The organism is Sphingobacterium thalpophilum, assembly GCF_901482695.1.
In the GTDB taxonomy this organism is placed as follows: Bacteria; Bacteroidota; Bacteroidia; order Sphingobacteriales; family Sphingobacteriaceae; genus Sphingobacterium; species Sphingobacterium thalpophilum.
This window is the reverse complement of record NZ_LR590484.1, coordinates 5,449,363-5,468,475: the sequence shown is the minus strand read 5'-3', so window position 1 is coordinate 5,468,475 and position 19,113 is coordinate 5,449,363. Positions and strand designations below refer to the sequence as shown.

16 protein-coding genes are annotated in these 19,113 nt (G+C 42.5%); 10 read left to right on the top strand and 6 right to left on the bottom strand.

The features are described from left to right. The first annotated feature begins 366 nt into the window (after nt 1-366). A complete protein-coding gene (locus FGL37_RS23195; protein ID WP_028068324.1) occupies nt 367-1,545 on the top strand; it encodes a thiolase family protein in 1,179 nt (392 codons plus the stop codon). 78 nt (nt 1,546-1,623) lie between these two features. Here FGL37_RS23195 and FGL37_RS23190 read toward each other — a convergent pair whose 3' ends face one another. Further along, complete coding sequence (locus FGL37_RS23190) at nt 1,624-1,842, bottom strand: hypothetical protein (protein ID WP_028068323.1); 219 nt, start codon at nt 1,840-1,842, stop codon at nt 1,624-1,626. 298 nt (nt 1,843-2,140) lie between these two features. On the opposite strand from FGL37_RS23190, the gene FGL37_RS23185 reads away from it, so the two are divergent. From FGL37_RS23185 to FGL37_RS23175, 3 genes are all read left to right on the top strand, one after another. Next, the gene (locus FGL37_RS23185; RefSeq protein WP_028068322.1) at nt 2,141-2,878 is read left to right on the top strand and encodes a histidine kinase; all 738 of its coding nucleotides are present in this window, start codon (nt 2,141-2,143) and stop codon (nt 2,876-2,878) included. Next, nucleotides 2,868-3,593 carry a LytR/AlgR family response regulator transcription factor gene (locus tag FGL37_RS23180; RefSeq protein WP_028068321.1) on the top strand — a complete coding sequence of 242 codons (726 nt, stop codon included), beginning with the start codon at nt 2,868-2,870 and terminating at the stop codon, nt 3,591-3,593. Before FGL37_RS23185 ends, FGL37_RS23180 begins: the two co-directional genes overlap by 11 nt. A 171-nt stretch (nt 3,594-3,764) precedes the next feature. After that, a complete protein-coding gene (locus FGL37_RS23175; RefSeq protein WP_028068320.1) occupies nt 3,765-6,035 on the top strand; it encodes a cation:proton antiporter in 2,271 nt (756 codons plus the stop codon). Nucleotides 6,036-6,094: 59 nt separating this feature from the next. On the opposite strand, the gene FGL37_RS23170 is transcribed toward FGL37_RS23175, so the two are convergent. Both FGL37_RS23170 and FGL37_RS23165 read right to left on the bottom strand, forming a co-directional pair. Further along, nucleotides 6,095-7,222 (bottom strand): DEAD/DEAH box helicase, encoded by a 1,128-nt coding sequence (locus FGL37_RS23170; RefSeq protein ID WP_028068319.1) that lies wholly within the window; start codon nt 7,220-7,222, stop codon nt 6,095-6,097. 191 nt (nt 7,223-7,413) lie between these two features. Next, a complete protein-coding gene (locus FGL37_RS23165; RefSeq protein WP_028068318.1) occupies nt 7,414-7,605 on the bottom strand; it encodes a cold-shock protein in 192 nt (63 codons plus the stop codon). Between the two features lie 313 nt (nt 7,606-7,918). On the opposite strand from FGL37_RS23165, the gene FGL37_RS23160 reads away from it, so the two are divergent. Further along, nucleotides 7,919-9,205, top strand: a complete 1,287-nt coding sequence (locus tag FGL37_RS23160) for a Gfo/Idh/MocA family protein (protein ID WP_028068317.1) — start codon at nt 7,919-7,921, stop codon at nt 9,203-9,205. 27 nt (nt 9,206-9,232) lie between these two features. On the opposite strand, the gene FGL37_RS23155 is transcribed toward FGL37_RS23160, so the two are convergent. From FGL37_RS23155 to FGL37_RS23145, 3 genes are read right to left on the bottom strand one after another with little or no spacing between them, the layout of a single operon-like run. Beyond that, nucleotides 9,233-9,853 (bottom strand): alpha/beta hydrolase, encoded by a 621-nt coding sequence (locus tag FGL37_RS23155; protein WP_037532086.1) that lies wholly within the window; start codon nt 9,851-9,853, stop codon nt 9,233-9,235. 11 nt (nt 9,854-9,864) lie between these two features. Then, nucleotides 9,865-10,164 carry a GNAT family N-acetyltransferase gene (locus FGL37_RS23150; protein WP_028068315.1) on the bottom strand — a complete coding sequence of 100 codons (300 nt, stop codon included), beginning with the start codon at nt 10,162-10,164 and terminating at the stop codon, nt 9,865-9,867. Nucleotides 10,165-10,196: 32 nt separating this feature from the next. Next, nucleotides 10,197-11,129, bottom strand: a complete 933-nt coding sequence (locus tag FGL37_RS23145; RefSeq protein ID WP_028068314.1) for a ring-cleaving dioxygenase — start codon at nt 11,127-11,129, stop codon at nt 10,197-10,199. Between the two features lie 136 nt (nt 11,130-11,265). On the opposite strand from FGL37_RS23145, the gene FGL37_RS23140 reads away from it, so the two are divergent. From FGL37_RS23140 to FGL37_RS23120, 5 genes are all read left to right on the top strand, one after another. Next, the gene (locus tag FGL37_RS23140; protein WP_028068313.1) at nt 11,266-11,844 is read left to right on the top strand and encodes a helix-turn-helix domain-containing protein; all 579 of its coding nucleotides are present in this window, start codon (nt 11,266-11,268) and stop codon (nt 11,842-11,844) included. Nucleotides 11,845-12,058: 214 nt separating this feature from the next. Continuing rightward, nucleotides 12,059-13,378, top strand: coding sequence for a DUF5690 family protein (locus tag FGL37_RS23135; protein ID WP_179958479.1), 1,320 nt, complete (start codon nt 12,059-12,061; stop codon nt 13,376-13,378). A gap of 15 nt (nt 13,379-13,393) precedes the next feature. Next, nucleotides 13,394-14,548: a TIGR03364 family FAD-dependent oxidoreductase gene (locus tag FGL37_RS23130; protein ID WP_028068312.1), complete on the top strand. Its 1,155-nt coding sequence runs from the start codon at nt 13,394-13,396 to the stop codon at nt 14,546-14,548. 292 nt (nt 14,549-14,840) lie between these two features. Beyond that, nucleotides 14,841-18,743: a response regulator gene (locus FGL37_RS23125; protein WP_028068311.1), complete on the top strand. Its 3,903-nt coding sequence runs from the start codon at nt 14,841-14,843 to the stop codon at nt 18,741-18,743. A gap of 4 nt (nt 18,744-18,747) precedes the next feature. Beyond that, nucleotides 18,748-19,107, top strand: coding sequence for a response regulator transcription factor (locus FGL37_RS23120; protein ID WP_028068310.1), 360 nt, complete (start codon nt 18,748-18,750; stop codon nt 19,105-19,107). The last annotated feature ends 6 nt before the right edge of the window (nt 19,108-19,113 follow it).

The following is a 19,113-nucleotide window of genomic DNA, read 5'->3' as shown; positions in this document are numbered from 1 at the left end:
TTATTTTACATTGGTTATTTTTTCAGTGGAATGAAAATCCATGGAAGCTTCATTTCTGCTGTCCTACGCTGGATGACCCTTAGGTGGAGACTGCTGTGAAATGCTGATCTAATTTACTGAAAAGGTCTCATTTTCCAGCAAATTATTATTGTTTATTTTTCATCATATAGATCATCTATGGAAGTTATTCCATTGTTTTTTTTCTATTTATTCTGTTTTGTGTCAAAGAATAGTCGCAGAGTGTTCGTTAGCGTACATTATATTTTCTATCTTTAAATAAGAATTCGACGGAAGTATACTCCTTGGGATTTGGAACGACTGTCGGCGCAGGCCGACATATCAAAGAACCTTTATAAACTATATGTGATGTCAAAAAAAGTATTTATTGTCGCGGCAAAGCGCACACCAATCGGAAGTTTTGGAGGTGGACTATCTTCACTGACGGCGCCTATGCTCTGTGCGCATGCGGTTCGTGCCCTGCTGAATCAAGTTGAGGTTGTAGCCGGCCAAATCGATGAAATATTGATTGGCAATGTGTTGCAGGCGGATTTGGGTCAAGCCCCTGCCAGACAGGTCGCCAAGCTTGCTGGTTTGCCTGATGGGGTAGCGGCAACTACGGTCAATAAGGTCTGTGCAAGCGGTATGAAAGCTATTGCTTTCGGCGCGCAATCCATTTTGCTGGGCGATGCGGAGGTCGTGGTTGCGGGCGGTATGGAGAGTATGAGCAGAGCACCCTTTTATTCGGGAGCCATGCGTTGGGGCGTAAAATTAGGTGATCAGACGCTAGTAGACGGTTTACAGCGGGACGGCTTAAGTGATGCCTATTCAAACGAGCCCATGGGCAGTTTTGCGGAGTTGTGTGCCGAGACATATGGCATCGGCCGCGAACAGCAAGATGCCTATGCAATCAATTCCTATAAGCGGAGTCTGGAAGCTTGGCAGAAAGGCAAATTTGCGAATGAAGTCACTCCGATAATTGTCCAAGGAAGAAAAGGAGAACAGGTGGTCTCCAGAGATGAGGAATTTTCACAGGTAAATTTTGATAAAATCCCGCAGTTGAAACCGGCGTTTAAAAAAGACGGGACGGTAACTGCAGCTAATGCTTCCACATTGAGCGACGGAGCGGCCGTTGTATTGTTGATGAGTGAAGAAAGGATGAATGAACTGCGGCTGAGTCCTTTAGCAGAGATTATTGCTTATGCAGATGCGGAGCAGGCACCTGAATGGTTTACTACCACACCGAGTCTGGTAACAGATAAAGTTCTGAAAAAGGCGGGTTTAACACTAGCGGACGTCGATTATTTTGAGTTTAATGAGGCTTTTTCTGTTGTGGCACTGGCAAATGCCCAAATTTTGGATATTGCGTTAAATAAAGTGAATATCTATGGGGGAGCGGTTTCGCTTGGGCATCCGCTTGGCTGCTCGGGAGCCCGGATTCTGGTGACCCTGACCAGTATCCTGCAGCAGGAGGGCGGGAAAGTGGGGTTAGCTGCAATCTGCAATGGTGGTGGTGGAGGTTCCGCAATGATCATAAAAAAAGCATAGTACTTCGTCCAGGTAAACAATCGGTTTAACTGGACGAAACCCTCGATACTTGCGCGGCCATGAATAAAATCAGCCTATTTATTCTTCATACAGACGGCTGGCTTCTACACCGTGAAGAGCGAGTTCGGACTCGATTTCGGTCGGATTCAGCCGGATTCCCTCAATAGTTAATAGATTGTAAATTGAATCCAGGTCTATTTTCCAGTCATGAATACCGTTTAATTTCTCAACAGCTTGTTTGATCTTATCAACGAGGCTGGGGTGTTGTGCATTAGTTTCGAAAATGAGCTTTTCCATTGTGTTTCGTATTAGGCCCAATTTGAAAATCAGGCAGGTTTAACCAAAATAGCGCAGACAATCATTGATCGGCTAATTACAATAGTCTCAATATAAGGAGAATTATTTGAAATTAATAGTTTAAAATGATTAAAATGTAATGAAACTGTTAATTTTTGTAATTAATTGCTGTAAATTTTGTGCACGTTAATCTAAATGTTCTACCGCGGATCTGAAGAGGCTGTGGTTGCGCTGCTCTTAGCAGCTGGCTGTCGAGGAGGCCTTCGCTGCTAACAAAATTTTAGTTAAGTTTGAATGGATGATGAAGACTGAAATTATCGATGTAATTGTGGTATTGCTCGTTCCGGCTGCTGCTGTACCATGGATTTTGTATGTTAAGCTTAGGTTCAGGTACAAAAAGCTGGAGCTGGAGCAACGTAGACAACGGGAAATTTTCCAACGGATGGACAACGAACAAATGAAGCGAATGCACCGCAACAGACTTAATCCACATCTGTTAAAAAATTCATTAAACGGTATTCTGTCACACGCTTATCAAACTTATTACACGATGGACAAGCTCGCCATGCTGTTGGATTACGTTCTTTATGAGAGCGAGATGGAACTGGTGTCGCCAAAAGCAGATATTGAATTTGTGCGTAATTTGATAGAAGTCAACAAGGTGAAGCTGAGTCCTTTATTTGATATACGTGTCAAATTTGACATCGACGAAACAGACCTCGAAATGTTGGAAAGGCCTTCGCTGGTTCCCCTGATAACCGTTGACCTAATCGAAAATGCGTTTAAACATGCTGATTTCCACCATCCGGATTCTTTTATTTCGATTACATTCATCTTTCGTCATGGCGTGCTGGAACTGACAGTCACTAATAAAATTTCGAAACGGTCGCCCTTAAATAAAACGAGAAGCGGAATAGGGAGCAAGACGCTCGAAGAACGGCTGATGTTATATTATCCCAACAGACATATACTACGGCGTTTTACAGAAAATGACATGTACAATGCGTATCTCCAGATCAGATTATATGAAGACTGAAAGAAAACTGAAATGTATACTATTGGATGATGAGATTCCAAGCCTGCGATTTTTGAGGATGTTATGTGAGCAGATTCGGGGACTGGAAGTTGTCAGAGCCTTTAATGATCCCGCCGTCCTGTTAAAGGAGTTTAAGTATTTGGATTTTGATTTTTGCATTTTGGACATTGAAATGCCAGATTTGAACGGCTTTGATGTCGCTAAGATCCTGACCGGTTATCCAATTGTCTTTTCCACGGCTTACAAGGAATATGCAAGTGAAGCTTTTGACATCAACGCGGTGGACTACATCCGCAAACCCATATCATTGCAACGTCTCGAACAGGCTATCAGAAAAGTCAGACGGGCGATGAGTTTACAACAGCCTCAACTGCCGTCTTTTGCTCAGTTCAATACCAATAAGGGCAAAGCAATCCTCCACTTTGATCAGATCGATTACATACGGATTGCGGATGTGGACAGTCGCGATAAGAGTGTTTTCCTTCGCGACGGCTCTACTGTTCTGCTCAAGAATATCAGTTTTGATAAATTACTTGCCTTTTTGCCACCACAGGATTTTTGCCGTATTAATAAGAAGGAGATTGTTGCGTTAAGAATCGTGAAATTCATTGCAGGAGATGAAATAATCAGCAGTTTACCTGATGCAGAAGATAATGCGATTGTCTTTAGTTTAGGGGATTCTTATAAGAGATCTTTCCTCAAAAAAATTGTTTGATTACAAAATTACCTTAGTTCATTACATATTTTAGTTTCCACGATGGCAAGCAGGTTTTAAAGCGCATGCAGAATCATATTTTTGCTATAGCTATTGGATCTGCGGTATGACAGATCGTCTTACGGTAGCTGCAAAAAGAGTTAATTCAGTATTTATTGAACTGTGACGAAGATGAAGAAACACAGAAATACGATTTTTTATGTGGCGTTAATTGGCTCCTTGCTAACTGTCATGTATTGGGTCGTCCACTTGGGAGTACGATTGCAGCATCAGGAAATGCCCGTCGGAACAAAGCTGAGCCATGGTGCCTGGGAAGATTTTAGGTTGACGCTGATCCACAGCTTTGGCCATCCTTTGGCTATCCTGTTGGCACAGATTGTAACAATAATCATAGCAGCTCGCATTATGGGCTGGATATGTATCAAAATCAAACAGCCTGTCGTCATAGGAGAAATGCTTGCCGGAATTATTCTTGGTCCCTCTTTGTTGGGTCTATATTTCCCAGAGTTGTCGCAAACGCTCTTCCCTGCAGTGTCACTCAACAATCTTCAATTTCTGAGTCAGATCGGGTTGATTCTCTTTATGTTCATTATCGGTATGGAACTCGATCTAAATGTGCTCAGAAATAAGGCTCACGATGCTGTAGTGATATCCCATGCGAGCATTGTTATTCCCTTCACTTTAGGCATTTCACTCGCTTATTTTCTTTATCAGCATCACGCTCCAGCTAATGTGGAGTTTCTGTCATACAGCTTGTTTATTGGTATTTCGATGAGTATAACGGCCTTCCCGGTTCTTGCAAGGATAGTACAGGAGCGGGGATTGCAGAAAAGTAAGCTTGGGGCTATGGTGATCACCTGTGCCGCTGCTGACGATATTACCGCCTGGTGTATTTTGGCGGTCGTCATTGCAATTGTAAAGGCCGGAAATTTCGCCAGCGCATTGTATACCATTGGGTTGTCCATAGGTTATGTCCTGTTAATGATTAAAATTGTACGTCCATTTCTGATGCGTGTGGGTGAGTTAAAAGGCACTCGGGAAGGACTGAGCAAATCGGTCGTTGCGATATTCTTTATCGTTCTGTTGTTTTCCGCTTATACAACGGAGATACTCGGAATACATGCATTGTTCGGTGCTTTTATGGCAGGAGCGATCATGCCTGAAAATAGCCGTTTTAGGACTGCGTTTATTGAAAAAATTGAAGATGTCTCTACCTTATTGCTGTTGCCGTTGTTTTTTGTTTATACCGGACTGCGTACGCAGATCGGGCTATTGAATGATCCTGATTTGTGGTTGATTACAAGCTTGATTATTCTGGTGGCGGTGATCGGAAAATTTGCAGGCAGTGCCTTGGCAGCCCGATTTGTAGGCCAGAACTGGAAGGATAGTCTGAGCATTGGTGCGCTGATGAATACCAGGGGACTGATGGAGCTCATCGTGTTAAACATCGGTTATGACCTTGGGGTTCTGAGCGCTGAGCTTTTCTCGATGATGGTGGTGATGGCGCTGGTAACCACATTTATGACAGGTCCTTCATTAGATCTGATCCATTATGTATTTCGGCCAAAAAAGCGGTCGCTGGAGCAGGAAATACAGACAAAATCCAAGTTTAAAATATTGCTTTCTTTTGCGAAGAGCAATACCGGCATCTCACTCCTTTATCTAGCAAATGCGCTTACCGCGAAATCCAAACATACTGCTGAAATCACTGCTCTTCATATTGAACCGTCAAATGAGCTTCGACATTACGAAGTCGAAACTCAGGAGCAGGATAGTTTCCGTGAGATAAAACGGACTGCGCAGCATCTGGAACAGCCTATACGGACAGTTTTTAAGATATCCAGTGATATTGATCGTGAAATTGTGCAGACTTCCAACGAGAGGGAGCAAGATCTACTCTTATTGGGGGTGAGCGAGTCGATTTATGGGGGCAGCCTATTAGGGCGCTTTTTAGACTTTACGTCACGTATCATTAATCCAGAAAAACTTTTGCATACGGTAGCAAATGCTGAATCTCCTTTTTCAACATTTGACAGGAATCAGCAGATCAATGCGAGGGTCAATGCTATGGTGGGCATTCTGATCGATAAAAATTTTGTGAAAGCTCAGCGCATCATTGTTCCTGTTTTGTTGAAAGACGATGAATTCTTGTGCGCTATTATACGGCGGCTAATTCATCACTCGGACGCGCAGGTGATCGTATGGGATTGTGAGCAGTTATTGCGCAAGCAAGAAGCCTTTAGAGAAAAACTTCGTCAGATCGAGCAGCTTGTGCCCAATCATCTGACGGTAGTGGACGTTAAAAAGTTAGGGGCGGAACTATGGGCACAACAGGATCTTATGTTAATGAGTTTGCCCTGCTGGCATAAAATAGTCAATAAAAAGGTAGATTGGCTACCGCTTACACCGTCGACCCTGTTGGTGGCGGACCGGAAAAAATAGTGTTTATCGTCGTCAGGTCGAAATAGAATATTTCGACCTGACGACGATAAAGGAATTGGCTATGTTGAGATCTTGTCCACCTTTATCTTCAGTCCGATTAATTTCTCAATATCGCTCAGGTAAGTTCTTTCTTCCACATCACAAAAAGAAATCGCCTGACCTTCCATACCCGCTCTGCCCGTGCGGCCAATACGGTGCACATAGGTTTCGGGAACATTGGGGAGGTCGTAGTTGATGACTAGCGGTAACTGTTCTATATCAATGCCACGTGCCGCAATATCGGTGGCAATCAGTATTTTAATACGACTTTCCTTAAATTCGCCCAGTGCCCTTTGTCTGGCATTTTGCGATTTATTTCCGTGAATGGCAGCAGCTCGAAGACCATTTTTTGCCAAGAGCTTGACGATTTTATCAGCCCCATGTTTGGTTCGGGAAAATACAATTGTGCGTTCATGTTTCTTCTGTTTAAGAAGGCTGGTCAGCAATTTGATTTTCTCTTTTTTCTCGATGAAGTAGACACATTGATTTACCTTCTCTGCGGTGGAGCTGACTGGTGTCACATCTACTTCAACCGGTTTATGGAGTATGCCCTGTGCAAATTTGCGAATATTTGGAGGCATTGTGGCAGAGAAAAATAAAGTCTGGCGTTTTTCGGGAACTTTAGCGAGAATCTTTTTGATATCGTGGATAAAGCCCATGTCCAGCATGTTGTCGGCCTCGTCAAGGATCAGCAGCTCAATCTTATCAATAAAAACCAGTTTTTGGTTCATGAGGTCCAATAAACGGCCTGGAGTAGCAACAAGGATGTCGACCCCCCTTTTTATTTCTTTAACCTGTTTGTCCTGATTCACACCGCCAAAGATGGTACAGTATTGGAGACTCAGGTATTTACGGTATAGATTTATATTGTCGCCAATCTGTATTGCCAGTTCACGTGTCGGCGTTAAGATAAGCGCTCTGATAGGTACTTGTTTACCAATGCCCGTCTTCTTTTCGGCCAGGCGTTGCAATAAGGGCAACGCAAAAGCCGCTGTCTTTCCAGTGCCCGTCTGTGCGCATCCGATGAGATCTTTTCCGTCCAAAATGACCGGAATAGCCTTTTGCTGAATAGCAGTCGGCGTAGTATATCCCGTTTCGGCGACTGCCTTTAAAAGTGGGGAGATCAGATTAAGTTGTTTGAATTCCATTAAAATGTAACTGGGAAATTATGCTTAAATACACCTTGATTTACTTTCGTTGAAGCGGTTCATAACTGTTCAGAAATCTATCATGCAGTGATGGAAGCAAACAAACAGGAAATAACAAGGGATGAATATGTAAAAGAAATGGGATAAATCAGTAAGAATTACCCCATTAACAAGAAAGTGTATTTTTTGGATTACGCCAATTTTACATTTGTAGCGTTGATTCCTTTTGGAGTTCTTTCTACATCATAAGTAACAACGTCACCTTCAGTTACTTGGTTCTTAAGCGCAGAAACGTGTACGAAAACGTCTGCACTACCGTCTTCTGGTGTAATAAAACCAAAACCTTTAGTTTCATTGAAAAATTTAATTTTACCTGTATTCATTATTTTTAATTAAGTGTCGCAAGGTAGGTATAATAAATGAGTAATCGTGTTTTTTTTTCGTAAATCGTCAAGTTTTTTTTATGATGACGTTTTGTCAACAATAATAGTCGTTCAAAGCCCTTTAAGTGGCTATTTCTATTGATGCATGAGGGAGGCACCTGGTAAATCATGTATGCCATGTAACAGTGAGGGTAACCGCTTATCTAAACACCTTTTTATAATGTCTATATATATTTTACAATCATTGTATGCATGCCTTAATTGATTTTTGTATTTTCATCATCAGCAAAACCAAGTGTACTTAAACCCGTATATGATGAATAGAAAAGATTTTATCCGTACTTCCAGTATTTTAGCAGCCGCATCATTCTTCTCCAGCACCCGGGCGTCTCAGTTGTCTGATCAGCCAATCCGTGTTGGGGTCATTGGTGTCAATGGCATGGGATGGTCTGACCTGAATGCGCTGTTGAAGCAAAATAATATTGTATGTACGGCTCTTTGTGATATAGATGAGACCGTCTTGAATAAAAGGGCCCGAGAGTTACAAGAACGAAATATGGTTGTCGCCACTTACCTCGATTATAAACAGTTGCTGGCCAGTTCGGATGTAGACGCAGTTATTATTGCAACGCCTGATCACTGGCATTGTCTGCAGATGGTAGATGCTGTTGAGGCGGGAAAGCATGTCTATGTGGAGAAGCCTATCGGCAATTCTGTCCGGGAATGTCAGGTGATGGTGCAGGTGGCAAAGAAAAATAATGCCATTGTGCAAGTGGGACAATGGCAGCGGAGCCAGCAGCATTTTAAAGATGCGATTGATTTTGTGCATTCCGGTAAGTTGGGTAAAATACGGTTGGTCAAGGCCTGGTCGTATTTGGGCTGGAAAAACAGCATTCCAGTGCAACCCGATACAGCTGTACCTAGTGGAGTGCATTATGCGGACTGGCTGGGTCCGGCAGTAAAGAAGCCGTTTAATGTCAACCGCTTTCACTTTAATTTTCGATGGTTTTGGGATTATGCGGGTGGATTGATGACCGATTGGGGCGTGCATATGCTGGATTACGCGCTACTGGGGATGAAAGTGTCAGACCCAAAATCCGTGATGGCATCGGGCGGTAAGTTTGCGTTTCCTGACGATGCCGGCGAAACGCCCGACACCATGACTGCAGTCTACGAATTTGACGGTTTTAATATCCAGTGGGAGCATGCAAAAGGAATTGATCTGGGCCCCTACGGCCGTAATCATGGTGTTGCATTTATAGGCAACAATGGTACACTGGTATTAAATCGATCCGGCTGGGAGGTGATTCCAGAAAAGGGGCGCATGGAAGCACTGCCTTTCCAACCTGCATCTGACAATGGGCTGGAAAGACATATGGCAAACTTCGTAGAAGCTATTCGACAACGAAACCCACAATTATTACATGCTCCGATCGAAGCAGGAGCACACATCGCGATTTTCTCGCAGATGGGCAACATTGCTTTCCGGACTGGACAGAAGCTTTACTGGGATCAGGGCAAGCAGCGTTTTACAGACTCCAATGCAAACAGATATTTGGCAGCAGTATACCATAACGGTTACAAATACCCTAAAATATAGCCATGGAGAACGGATGTAGGGCAGAAGCTATCCAAAGACAAATGTATTGGCGATAGCGATTTCGTCCTGATTGACTGAGTGCTCAAAGTTGGGATATATGGACAGCTGCACGTTTGCATTCATATTTTTTAGTATGGCAACGGAGGCCTGGACACGTTGTAATGGTACATGTGGATCAGGATCGCTTGTACCGATAAACAGCGGCATCTGCCCGAAATCACCCTGATACTTGCTGGTATCAATTTCCTCGCCGATCAGGCCTCCAATAATTGCAGCCGCTCCACCATAACGATTGGCATGCTGTGCTAAATATTCAAGAATCAGGCAGGCACCCTGCGAGAAACCAAAAAAGTAGATATTTTCTGTTTTTACTCCGTTGTCCTGAGCCTGCTGTACTGTATCCGCAAGGACCTGAATTGCCGAGGTCAGCCAAGGTTCGTTGCGTTCCCTGGCAGCCATAAATGAATAAGGATACCACGTATAATTAGCTGCCTGCGGCGCTAAAAGTGCGTAACCATCCACTTTTAGATAAGTAGACAAATGCAAGATTTCCGTCGCGGTACCACCACGTCCATGAACCATAATCAGTACTTTCTTTGCTTTTTCCAGAGCTTGTCCAGCTGTTATGATATTAACCAAATGACTCATAATATTTGTTTCTAAATTGTTTTCTTAAACCATACATCTTTATAGATGTCGGGATGGCGATGAAATTGGGCATTAACGTAAGGGCAGAGGGGCACGATCATTATCTTGTTTTCGCGGGCATAAGAAACGAGTTTTTCCAATAGTATTTTAGCAAATCCACGTCCTTCATATGCTTCGTCTACTTCAGTATGATAAACGACGAGTTTTCCGTCGATAAGGGCTATGCTCATCAAACCAGCTTTTGCTCCATCGGAAAATAATTGCAGTTCGCCACGCTGATTTTTATCCAGTACAATCTCTGTGCTTTCCATATTTTGTGTATTTGTTCTTGTTTAATGAATATTTAATCAATGTTTGGTAACGACTCTTCAATCTGTGCACGGTAGCTTTCGTATTGTTTTGGTAGTTTGAGCGCTGTACCCAAGCTTTCCAGCGGCTCATCCACCGTAAATCCGGGATTGTCCGTCGCGAGTTCAAACAATACACCCCCCGGTTCACGGAAATAAAGAGAAAAGAAGTAATCGCGGTTAATTTTAGGTGTAATATCCAACCCTGCAGAAAGAACTTTTTCACGGTATTCCATAAGGATATCGTCATCTTTTACGCGGAAAGCCACGTGGTGATTGGTTCCACCGGCATTCCTGCCATATGAAAGATCTGGATTTTCAACAATGTCGACAGTATGGGCAGTTGTGATACTATCGGTCTTCAGCCGGTATCTTTCATTTTCGTGTTCCCTTACTGAATAGCCTAAAATGTCTGTCAGGACCTTTAAGGTAGGGTCAGCACGTTTCAGCGATAACGTGACATTGTGGAAGCCTTTTAACGCCTGCTGGCTCGTAATATCAGTTGTGGTCCAGGCCTTTCTGTCGTCTTCGATGTTGGGCTCAATAAATTGCAACTGCAAACCATCCGGATCCTTAAATTCGATCAGTTTCTCCCCGAAGATTTCATTTTCAACAAAAGCCACACGGTGTGTATCGAGACGGTCTTTCCAGAACGGCAGACTGCCCGGAGGCACCGCATAACCTATATGTGTCGCCATACCAGTCCCTTGTACACCTCGCCCAATTCCCTCCCAAGGAAAGAACGTCAATATCGTACCAGGCTCACCTTTTTCGTTTCCGAAATAAAAATGGTACGTTCCAGGGTCATCAAAATTGACAGTCCTTTTTACCAAACGGAGACCCAAGACTTTGGTGTAGAAGTCAAGATTTCTTTTTGCATTATCGGCGATGGCCGTAATATGATGCAATCCTAAAATTGAATTGTCCATAACTTTTAATTTTTTTTATCTGATGTAAAATTACGGATGACCGCCGGTAAATCCATTGAACTAGATCAATAAAGACATCGACACAAAAAACTTAATACAGCGCTCAAGAAAATAATATTTACATTTGATATTGATTATGGAAGATAATACATTATTTAAGATCAGCTATAAAATAAAGGAAATCCGCAAGGTTAAAGGCATCACCATACAGGAGGTTGCCGATAGAGCGGGGGTAAGCAAGGGGTTGATATCGCAGATCGAAAATAATCGGACGATACCCTCGTTATTGGTATTGATCAACATCGTCCGTGCACTGAATGTCGACTTGAACGAATTTTTTAAGGACTTTAATTCGGATTTAGACTCCGGCCCGGTCACTGTCCGAAAAAAAGAGAGTTATATTCCTTTTGAAAAGGAATCTGCTGACGGATTTCTTTATAAGCGTATTTTTAGTTCAGCAATAGATAGTTCGAACATAGATATCGTCCTTTTGGAACTACTTCCTAATTCGCAACGGCCGGTAGTGGAAACAGAAGCCTACGAATATAAATATATTATTAAAGGCCAGGTTGAATATATATTTCAGGATCAGCAAGTCCGTCTTGAAGAAGGCGACTCCATATTCTTTAATGGGCGGCTTCCCCATACTCCAAGGAATACCGGTAAAGACAACGCTTTAATGCTTATCGTTTATTTTTTCGACAACAAACGCTGACCCAGCTATTTATGACCTGCGTAAATACGGTCTGTTAGCCCATCAGCTGCATTGATGTTTACGTACCGTTCTATATACAAAAACATATTTCTTATATTTGTTTATAAATACTTAACAAAAGTTTAGTTCTGTATTAATTCTCATGATTTACTTTTGATTGCGGGCGAAAAGCCTGTTAAATAGCAGGATCATGAGGTTTAATCAACAATTAAAAATGCGTATAAGCAAATTAGATGAGCGTTCTGTAGCCATACTTCTGGCAATAGCAGCATTTTTATGTTATACGAGTATGTATTCATTCCGGAAATCGTTTACCGCTACGAGCTTTTCCAATCAGTCTGTTCTCGGGATAGACTATAAAGTGATTATGGTTATTATACAGATGTTCGGTTATCTGTTCTCTAAATTTTATGGTATTCGATTTATTTCGGAGAGCAAACACAGCCATAGGGGCCGTTATTTAGTCACTTTAATCTGTGTTTCGTGGAGCGCCCTTCTGGCTTTTGCTCTTTTTCCCAGGCCCTGGAATGTCGCTTTTCTTTTTATCAATGGATTTCCACTGGGAATGGTCTGGGGTTTGGTTTTTAGCTATTTGGAAGGGCGACGGTTTACCGAGATCATGGGTGCTGTGATGTCTGTGAGCTTGGTATTCGCTTCCGGCCTGATTAAATCAGTGGGACGATTGCTCATGGTCACTGTGGGTGTCAATGAATTCTGGATGCCCTTTTTTACAGGAATGTTGTTTTTCCTTCCCTTCCTATTGTGTGTCTGGGTGCTGGAAAATGCACCGGGACCCACTTCTCAGGACAAATTCCTGCGGACCGAAAGAGTGGCAATGGATGCGGCAATGCGCAGAAGTTTCTTTAGTATGTTTATGCCGGGTATTGCATTGACAGTCATAATTTATACCATGTTGACAATTTTGCGGGATGTCAGGGATAATTTTGAGATTGAGATGTGGCAGATGCTGCATCTTAAAGGTGTGGGCATCTTTGCAAAGGTGGACGGGGTCATCGCTTTGGCCGTGTTAGTTTTGATAGGTGGGTTAATTGTTATTAAGGATAATCTGAAAGCATTTAAGCTGATTCATTATATGATTATTGCTGGCTTTCTAATTACCGGTGTATCTACTTACTTATTTACGAATCAGTGTATTGGGGGACTTAGTTGGATGCTCCTGATTGGTCTGGGGTTATATATGGCTTATATTCCCTACAATGCGATATTCTTTGAGCGGATGATAGCAACCTATCAGATGAAAAGCAATATTGGATTTGTGATGTATATGGCCGACGCCGTGGGTTATCTTGGAAGCTTCCTAGTCCTCATGAACAAAGAATTTTTACCAACTTCCGTCAGTTGGGGAGAATATTTTATTCATTTGGTTTACGTGGCTTCGGCTATCGGCGCTATCTTAAGTATCTTTTCTTTTATATATTTTGTCCGAAAGAAAGAACGGATAAAAGATGAAAAAGAGGGGGAGGGGGCCAAAGCTTGGCAGGCATCCACGACTACAGTACAAATAGTAAAATGAAAATATATTAAAAAAATGGGAACAGATACATATGATCTAATTGTGGTCGGAGGGGGGATCTTAGGAACTTTCCATGCGTACCATGCATTGAAGAAAGGATTGCGCGTGCTTCAACTGGAAAAGGATAATTTTCCAGTAGGTTCCACAGTACGTAATTTTGGTCAGGTCGTACCGTCCGGTATGGCCGGAGAGTGGTTTGACTATGGTGTGCGGGGATTAGATATCTATCAGTCTATCCAAAAGGAAATGGATATATCTGTCCGAAACAATGGTAGCATTTATATTGCATCCGATATGGACGAGGTGCAGGTTATCCACGAATTAGCAGCACATTATCATACAAAAGGCTATGTACATGAGCTGTACTCCAAAGACCAGATCTTGTCCAAGTATCCAGATTTGAATCCTAATTATGTCAAAGAAGCCATTGTCTTTGACCAGGAGCTCAGCATAGAGCCTGAAGTTATGATTCAAAAGCTGCATGTTTTTATGCGCACCAAGTTTGAAAAATATGTGTTGAAATACGATACGACCGTGATCACCTGTGAGGAGGGGAATGACAAGGCCAGTATAACAACAAGCGGTCTTGAAGTTTTCGAGGCAACGAAAGTTCTTATTTGTAACGGGTACGAGTTTAAGATTCTGTATCGTGAGCTATTTAATGATAGTGGTTTAGAAATCAGTAAACTGCAGATGATGCGAACCAAGCCATTGTCACAGCTTTATCTCCCCGGCAATATTCTGACGGGACTGACCATCCGCCGTTATGAAAGCTTTGAGGAATATTGTCCTTCATTCCAGAGCATTCCTATACCTGAATATTATCAGGAACTGCGCAAATATGGTATTCATATTTTATTCAAACAAGCTGCCGACGGCAGTATCATTATTGGGGACTCGCATGAATATGCAGCGGCAAACTGCCTTGATGAACTGGGGTTTGCGGTGAGCAGCCATATCAATGAGTTGATGATCGCAGAAGCTAATAGCATTGTCCCACTAAAAAAAGACTGGATTGCTTCTTCCTGGGCTGGGTTTTATTCCCAGCATAAAGACCATATGCTGGAGATTGATATCAGCCCACGTATACACATCCGTACGGGTATCGGGGGGAAGGGCATGACTGCCAGCGCTGGGTACGCGGAACAGAGTATCGAAAAGCTTGTTTAGCATGATGTTCCCTACAAGACCAAAAAGGTCCGGCAGCTGTAAAGGCTGCCGGACCTTTTTGGTTGTTGCTATCCTGACACTACGAAATAAAATTTCTGAAGTCACGACCTAGCGGCTTGCAGGGCCCGTATACAAAAAAACGTTTTTTACTCAGTAAAGGCGCCAACTATTTTTTAGCGAGGTTGTTTAATAGATAATGCGTGTAAACGCAATATTTCCTTATTGTTTATGCGTTGACTGATGTTTTTGTTAACTTCACAAACGCAAAAACCAAATTAACGGATATAAATACATGGCAAATCGGATTTTTCCTGAAAATGAAAGAGCTAGGATTGAAAAATTAAAATCTTACGAATTAATGGGACTAGGTAAAGATCCTGAATTGGATGTATTTGCACAGGCGGCGTGTTTAATCACCGACTGTCCTGCTGCTTTGATTGCTATGATGGAAGAGGAAACCCAACGCATCCAAAGCTGCGTCGGAATAGAACTGGACACTGTGGAAAGGAAAAATACGATCTGCCAGTATACTATCATGAGTCAGGAGTTACTTGTCATTGAAGACACCTTTTCGGATGAACGTTCATCAGGCAATCCGCTGATCCGAGAGGGAAATATCCGTTTTTATGCTGGCGTACCGCTCATGGATGATGAGGGCGATGCATTAGGTACCATTTGTGTTATCGACTTTCAGCCTAAGACGCTGTCGGACAAACAGCGAAATTCGCTGGTGGAACTCGGAAGAGCAGTATCCAAGCTTTTGCTTGGAAAAAAGAGAAAAGTACAAGCCGGTTATTTCTCCGAGATATTCCATTTGACCAATAATATCATTTGTGTATTAGATAAAGCACATCTTATTAAAGATATCAACCCCGCGTTCTCTAAAATACTCGGTTTGTCGAGATCAGATAGTATTGGTCAATCCATTTTAAATCTATTGCAGGACGAGGATAACAGCTTGCAAGCGACGCTTGCCCAGCTAACTAATCTTTCTCATGGAGCTCAGTCGACAACATATACTGAAATACCACAACGTGGTACGGTAATCATCGAGTGGCATTTTAAATATGATGTTGCGAACGATGAAATTCTGGCATTTGGACGGGATGTGACAAAAGAACGCAATGAAAAGCTAAAATTGGAAAACTCTGAACGTCGCTTTCGTAGTTTTTTTGAGAATGCCATTGGTTTGATGAGTATGCATGATATGGACGGTAACATCCTAGCCGTTAACGAAAGAGGTAGGGAAATACTCAAATATGAAAAGGCGGAGGTTCGAAGTTTGAATCTTAAACAACTGGTACCAACGCAGAACGTGGACCTTGTTGTCGAGTATTTGAAGCGGATCGCAAAAAATAAAGAAGATTCGGGTATGATGGTGTTGCAGACGAAAGAAGGAGAAAATATCTCATGGTTATATCACAATATGGTAGAAACAGATGAGAATGGGCAATCTTATGTCGTCAGTACAGCTCTAAATATGACGGAGCGTCTCCGCCTGGAAAACGATTTATTACATACTAAACAAATCTTAGAGCAGACAAATGCCGTGGCTCAGGTGGGTGGTTGGGAAGTTAACTTGGCCGAAAATAAGATATATTGGTCCGACATGACCAAACTGATTCACGGGGTGGATCAAAACTTTACGCCAGATTTCGAGCATGCCATTGGCTTTTACGAGCCCGAGAGTCAGGAAAAATTGCGGGATATATTCGCGGAGGCCATTACCACTGGCAAGCCGTATGATACCGAATTACGGCTGCTAAAACAGGACGGTGTTGCAATTTGGGTCAGAGTGAAAGGGATACCAGAGTTTGACAACGGTAGCTGCAAGCGGGTATTCGGTATCATTCAGGATATCGATCAGAGTAAATCGCTTTATCTGGAACTCGAACGTAAAGAGTCCATGTTGCGCGCTTTCGTCAATTATGTTCCGGCATCGGTGGCGATGTTTGACCGTGATTTTAACTTTGTATCATTAAGTAATCAATGGATAGAGGATTTCCATAAAGACGGGGGAGATTTGCTCAACCGCAATCTATTTGAGCTTTTTCCACAGATTCCAGATCAAAGAAAAAAGATTTATCTCGCGGCGCTGGATGGTGTCCCCTATAAGAATACGGACGAAGTCATTCAGGTCGGAGGGATAGCCGAACCTCAGCATTTTAATTGGGAAGTAAGACCTTGGCATCTTAGCGACGGAAGTATTGGAGGGATTATCATTTTTACACAAAACATCACCGAGTCCGTGAAAATCAACGCGGAACTAAAACGGGCTAAGGAATTGGCGGATTTGGCAAGCAGAGCGAAATCGGAGTTTCTCGCAAACATGAGTCACGAAATTCGGACCCCGCTAAATGGCGTTATCGGTTTTTCAGATCTCCTATTGAAGACTCCACTTAACGATATTCAAAGTCAATATTTGGGCTATATCAACGAATCGGGTAATAATCTGCTGAATATCATTAATGATATTCTGGATTTTTCAAAAATTGAGTCGGGAAAGCTGGAGCTTTTTGTGGATAAATACAATGTGTATGATATCGCGAATCAGGTGATCAACGTGGTATTGTATCAGGCTCAACGCAAAGAAGTCGAATTGCTTCTCAATATTGAGCAAGGACTTCCGGCATTGATTTGGATCGATGAAGCCCGTATAAAGCAAGTGTTGATTAACTTACTGGGGAATGCCGTTAAGTTTACCGAAAAAGGTGAGATAGAATTCAAAATCAGTAAACTTCATCATGAAGAGGGGAAGCTAACGTTGCGGTTTGAGGTCAGAGATACAGGCATAGGTATTCCAGTTGAAAAGCAACAGCGTATTTTTGATGCCTTTACTCAGGAAGACAGTTCGGTCAGCAAACGTTACGGCGGAACTGGACTTGGCTTGACCATCTCTAACAATCTGTTGAAATATATGGGCAGTCAATTAAATCTATACAGCGAGGTCGGTAAAGGATCTACATTTTATTTTGATTTAAATGTGGCTTGTGAAGAGATTGTTTATGAGGATGATATGTTGCCTTTGAATCGTGTGCTGGTAGTGGATGACAATGCGAATAACCGGATGATCATTCAGCATATGTTAGCCTTCAAAGAGGTTGATTCTGTACTTGCTGAGAACGGTATGGAAGCGCTTCAACTGCTTATGAAAGGTGAGCGTTTTGATGTTATTCTGATGGATTACCACATGCCTATACTGTCAGGACTGGAAACAATAGAAAAGATCAAGGAACTCTTTCGTCAGCAGGGAGAGGGTATACCCTTGATCGTATTACATACCTCCTCGGAAGAACATGAAGTCATTTCGTCATTTAGACAGGAAGAACGCTCATTTTGTTTGCTTAAGCCCATTAAGTCGGACGAATTGTATCAGACCTTACGGAAGGCAATACAGCAAAATAAAGAAGACGTTGTTTTGTCCGATGGCCGGGAGGGGCTAACTTTTGCTGACACCTATGGTAAAGGTATTGAGGTTCTATTGGCTGATGATAATGCGGTTAACATGGCGCTAAATACACGGATGATGAATAGCATTATGCCAGATGCTATATTAACGGAAGTGTCAAACGGGGCTGAAGCGATTCAAGCATGTACAGCGAAAACATTTGGTCTCATTTTAATGGATGTACAGATGCCGGAAGTAGACGGTATTGAAGCATGCAGGCGAATCCGGCAGATGGACAAGTATGTTGATACACCCATAATTGGTATAACCGCAGGAAATGTGCTTGGCGAGAAAGAACGCTGCCTTGAGGCAGGAATGTCAGATTTTCTGGCAAAACCAATCCGGCAGCAGGATCTTTTCGATGCCTTACAGCGAGTATTACCGATAGTTACGGAAAAGCGAGACGTAGAAACTGATGAACATCTGGATATGAAACGTCTGGCCGAACAAACAGGTGATGATCCGGCATTCCTGAGTTTTTTTCTCGATCTGGTCGTCCAGGAGATTACCTCAGCACGGCAGCATATCACAGAAGCTAAAAACGGGAAAGACCGTCAACGTTTAAAAGAGCTGCTTCATAAATTGCGGGGGACTTCAGGTACGGCGGGACTTGTAAAACTTGCTCAGCTTACCAACGAACTTGAAAGTCATGTATCTACAACAGATGATCTGGAAGCAGCCTTAATACCCATTGAAAGGGAAATAGAAACCGGAATAAAATTGATTACAAAAATCTTAAATAAATAGTGTTATGTTGATCTTACTTGCCGAAGACGATGAATTGATTCTGCGTACCGTGGAGCATAAGTTAATAAATGAAGGACATGAGGTTATTTTAACCCGCAACGGACAGGAAGCGATTGAAAAAATTAGCCAGCTGGATCTAGACCTTATTGTAACCGATATTATGATGCCTTTTGCTTCTGGAATAGAAATTTTATCAGCCATAAAAAACTTTGGGAAGAGTATACCGGTTATAGTATTGTCGAGCATGGGCCAGGAAGAAGTTGTCGTTGACGCATTTGATCTCGGAGCAGCAGATTTTATGGTCAAACCTTTCAGTCCGAATGAACTTGTGCTTAGAATCAAACGATTAACAAATAGTAAATAAACATAA

Excerpts from the sequence above, each read along its gene's own strand:
- FGL37_RS23195 (WP_028068324.1), top strand. The coding sequence starts at position 367 with ATGTCAAAAAAAGTATTTATTGTCGCGGCAAAGCGCACACCAATCGGA.
- FGL37_RS23190 (WP_028068323.1), bottom strand. The coding sequence starts at position 1,842 with ATGGAAAAGCTCATTTTCGAAACTAATGCACAACACCCCAGCCTCGTT.
- FGL37_RS23185 (WP_028068322.1), top strand. The coding sequence starts at position 2,141 with ATGATGAAGACTGAAATTATCGATGTAATTGTGGTATTGCTCGTTCCG.
- FGL37_RS23180 (WP_028068321.1), top strand. The coding sequence starts at position 2,868 with ATGAAGACTGAAAGAAAACTGAAATGTATACTATTGGATGATGAGATT.
- FGL37_RS23175 (WP_028068320.1), top strand. The coding sequence starts at position 3,765 with ATGAAGAAACACAGAAATACGATTTTTTATGTGGCGTTAATTGGCTCC.
- FGL37_RS23170 (WP_028068319.1), bottom strand. The coding sequence starts at position 7,222 with ATGGAATTCAAACAACTTAATCTGATCTCCCCACTTTTAAAGGCAGTC.
- FGL37_RS23165 (WP_028068318.1), bottom strand. The coding sequence starts at position 7,605 with ATGAATACAGGTAAAATTAAATTTTTCAATGAAACTAAAGGTTTTGGT.
- FGL37_RS23160 (WP_028068317.1), top strand. The coding sequence starts at position 7,919 with ATGATGAATAGAAAAGATTTTATCCGTACTTCCAGTATTTTAGCAGCC.
- FGL37_RS23155 (WP_037532086.1), bottom strand. The coding sequence starts at position 9,853 with ATGAGTCATTTGGTTAATATCATAACAGCTGGACAAGCTCTGGAAAAA.
- FGL37_RS23150 (WP_028068315.1), bottom strand. The coding sequence starts at position 10,164 with ATGGAAAGCACAGAGATTGTACTGGATAAAAATCAGCGTGGCGAACTG.
- FGL37_RS23145 (WP_028068314.1), bottom strand. The coding sequence starts at position 11,129 with ATGGACAATTCAATTTTAGGATTGCATCATATTACGGCCATCGCCGAT.
- FGL37_RS23140 (WP_028068313.1), top strand. The coding sequence starts at position 11,266 with ATGGAAGATAATACATTATTTAAGATCAGCTATAAAATAAAGGAAATC.
- FGL37_RS23135 (WP_179958479.1), top strand. The coding sequence starts at position 12,059 with ATGCGTATAAGCAAATTAGATGAGCGTTCTGTAGCCATACTTCTGGCA.
- FGL37_RS23130 (WP_028068312.1), top strand. The coding sequence starts at position 13,394 with ATGGGAACAGATACATATGATCTAATTGTGGTCGGAGGGGGGATCTTA.
- FGL37_RS23125 (WP_028068311.1), top strand. The coding sequence starts at position 14,841 with ATGGCAAATCGGATTTTTCCTGAAAATGAAAGAGCTAGGATTGAAAAA.
- FGL37_RS23120 (WP_028068310.1), top strand. The coding sequence starts at position 18,748 with ATGTTGATCTTACTTGCCGAAGACGATGAATTGATTCTGCGTACCGTG.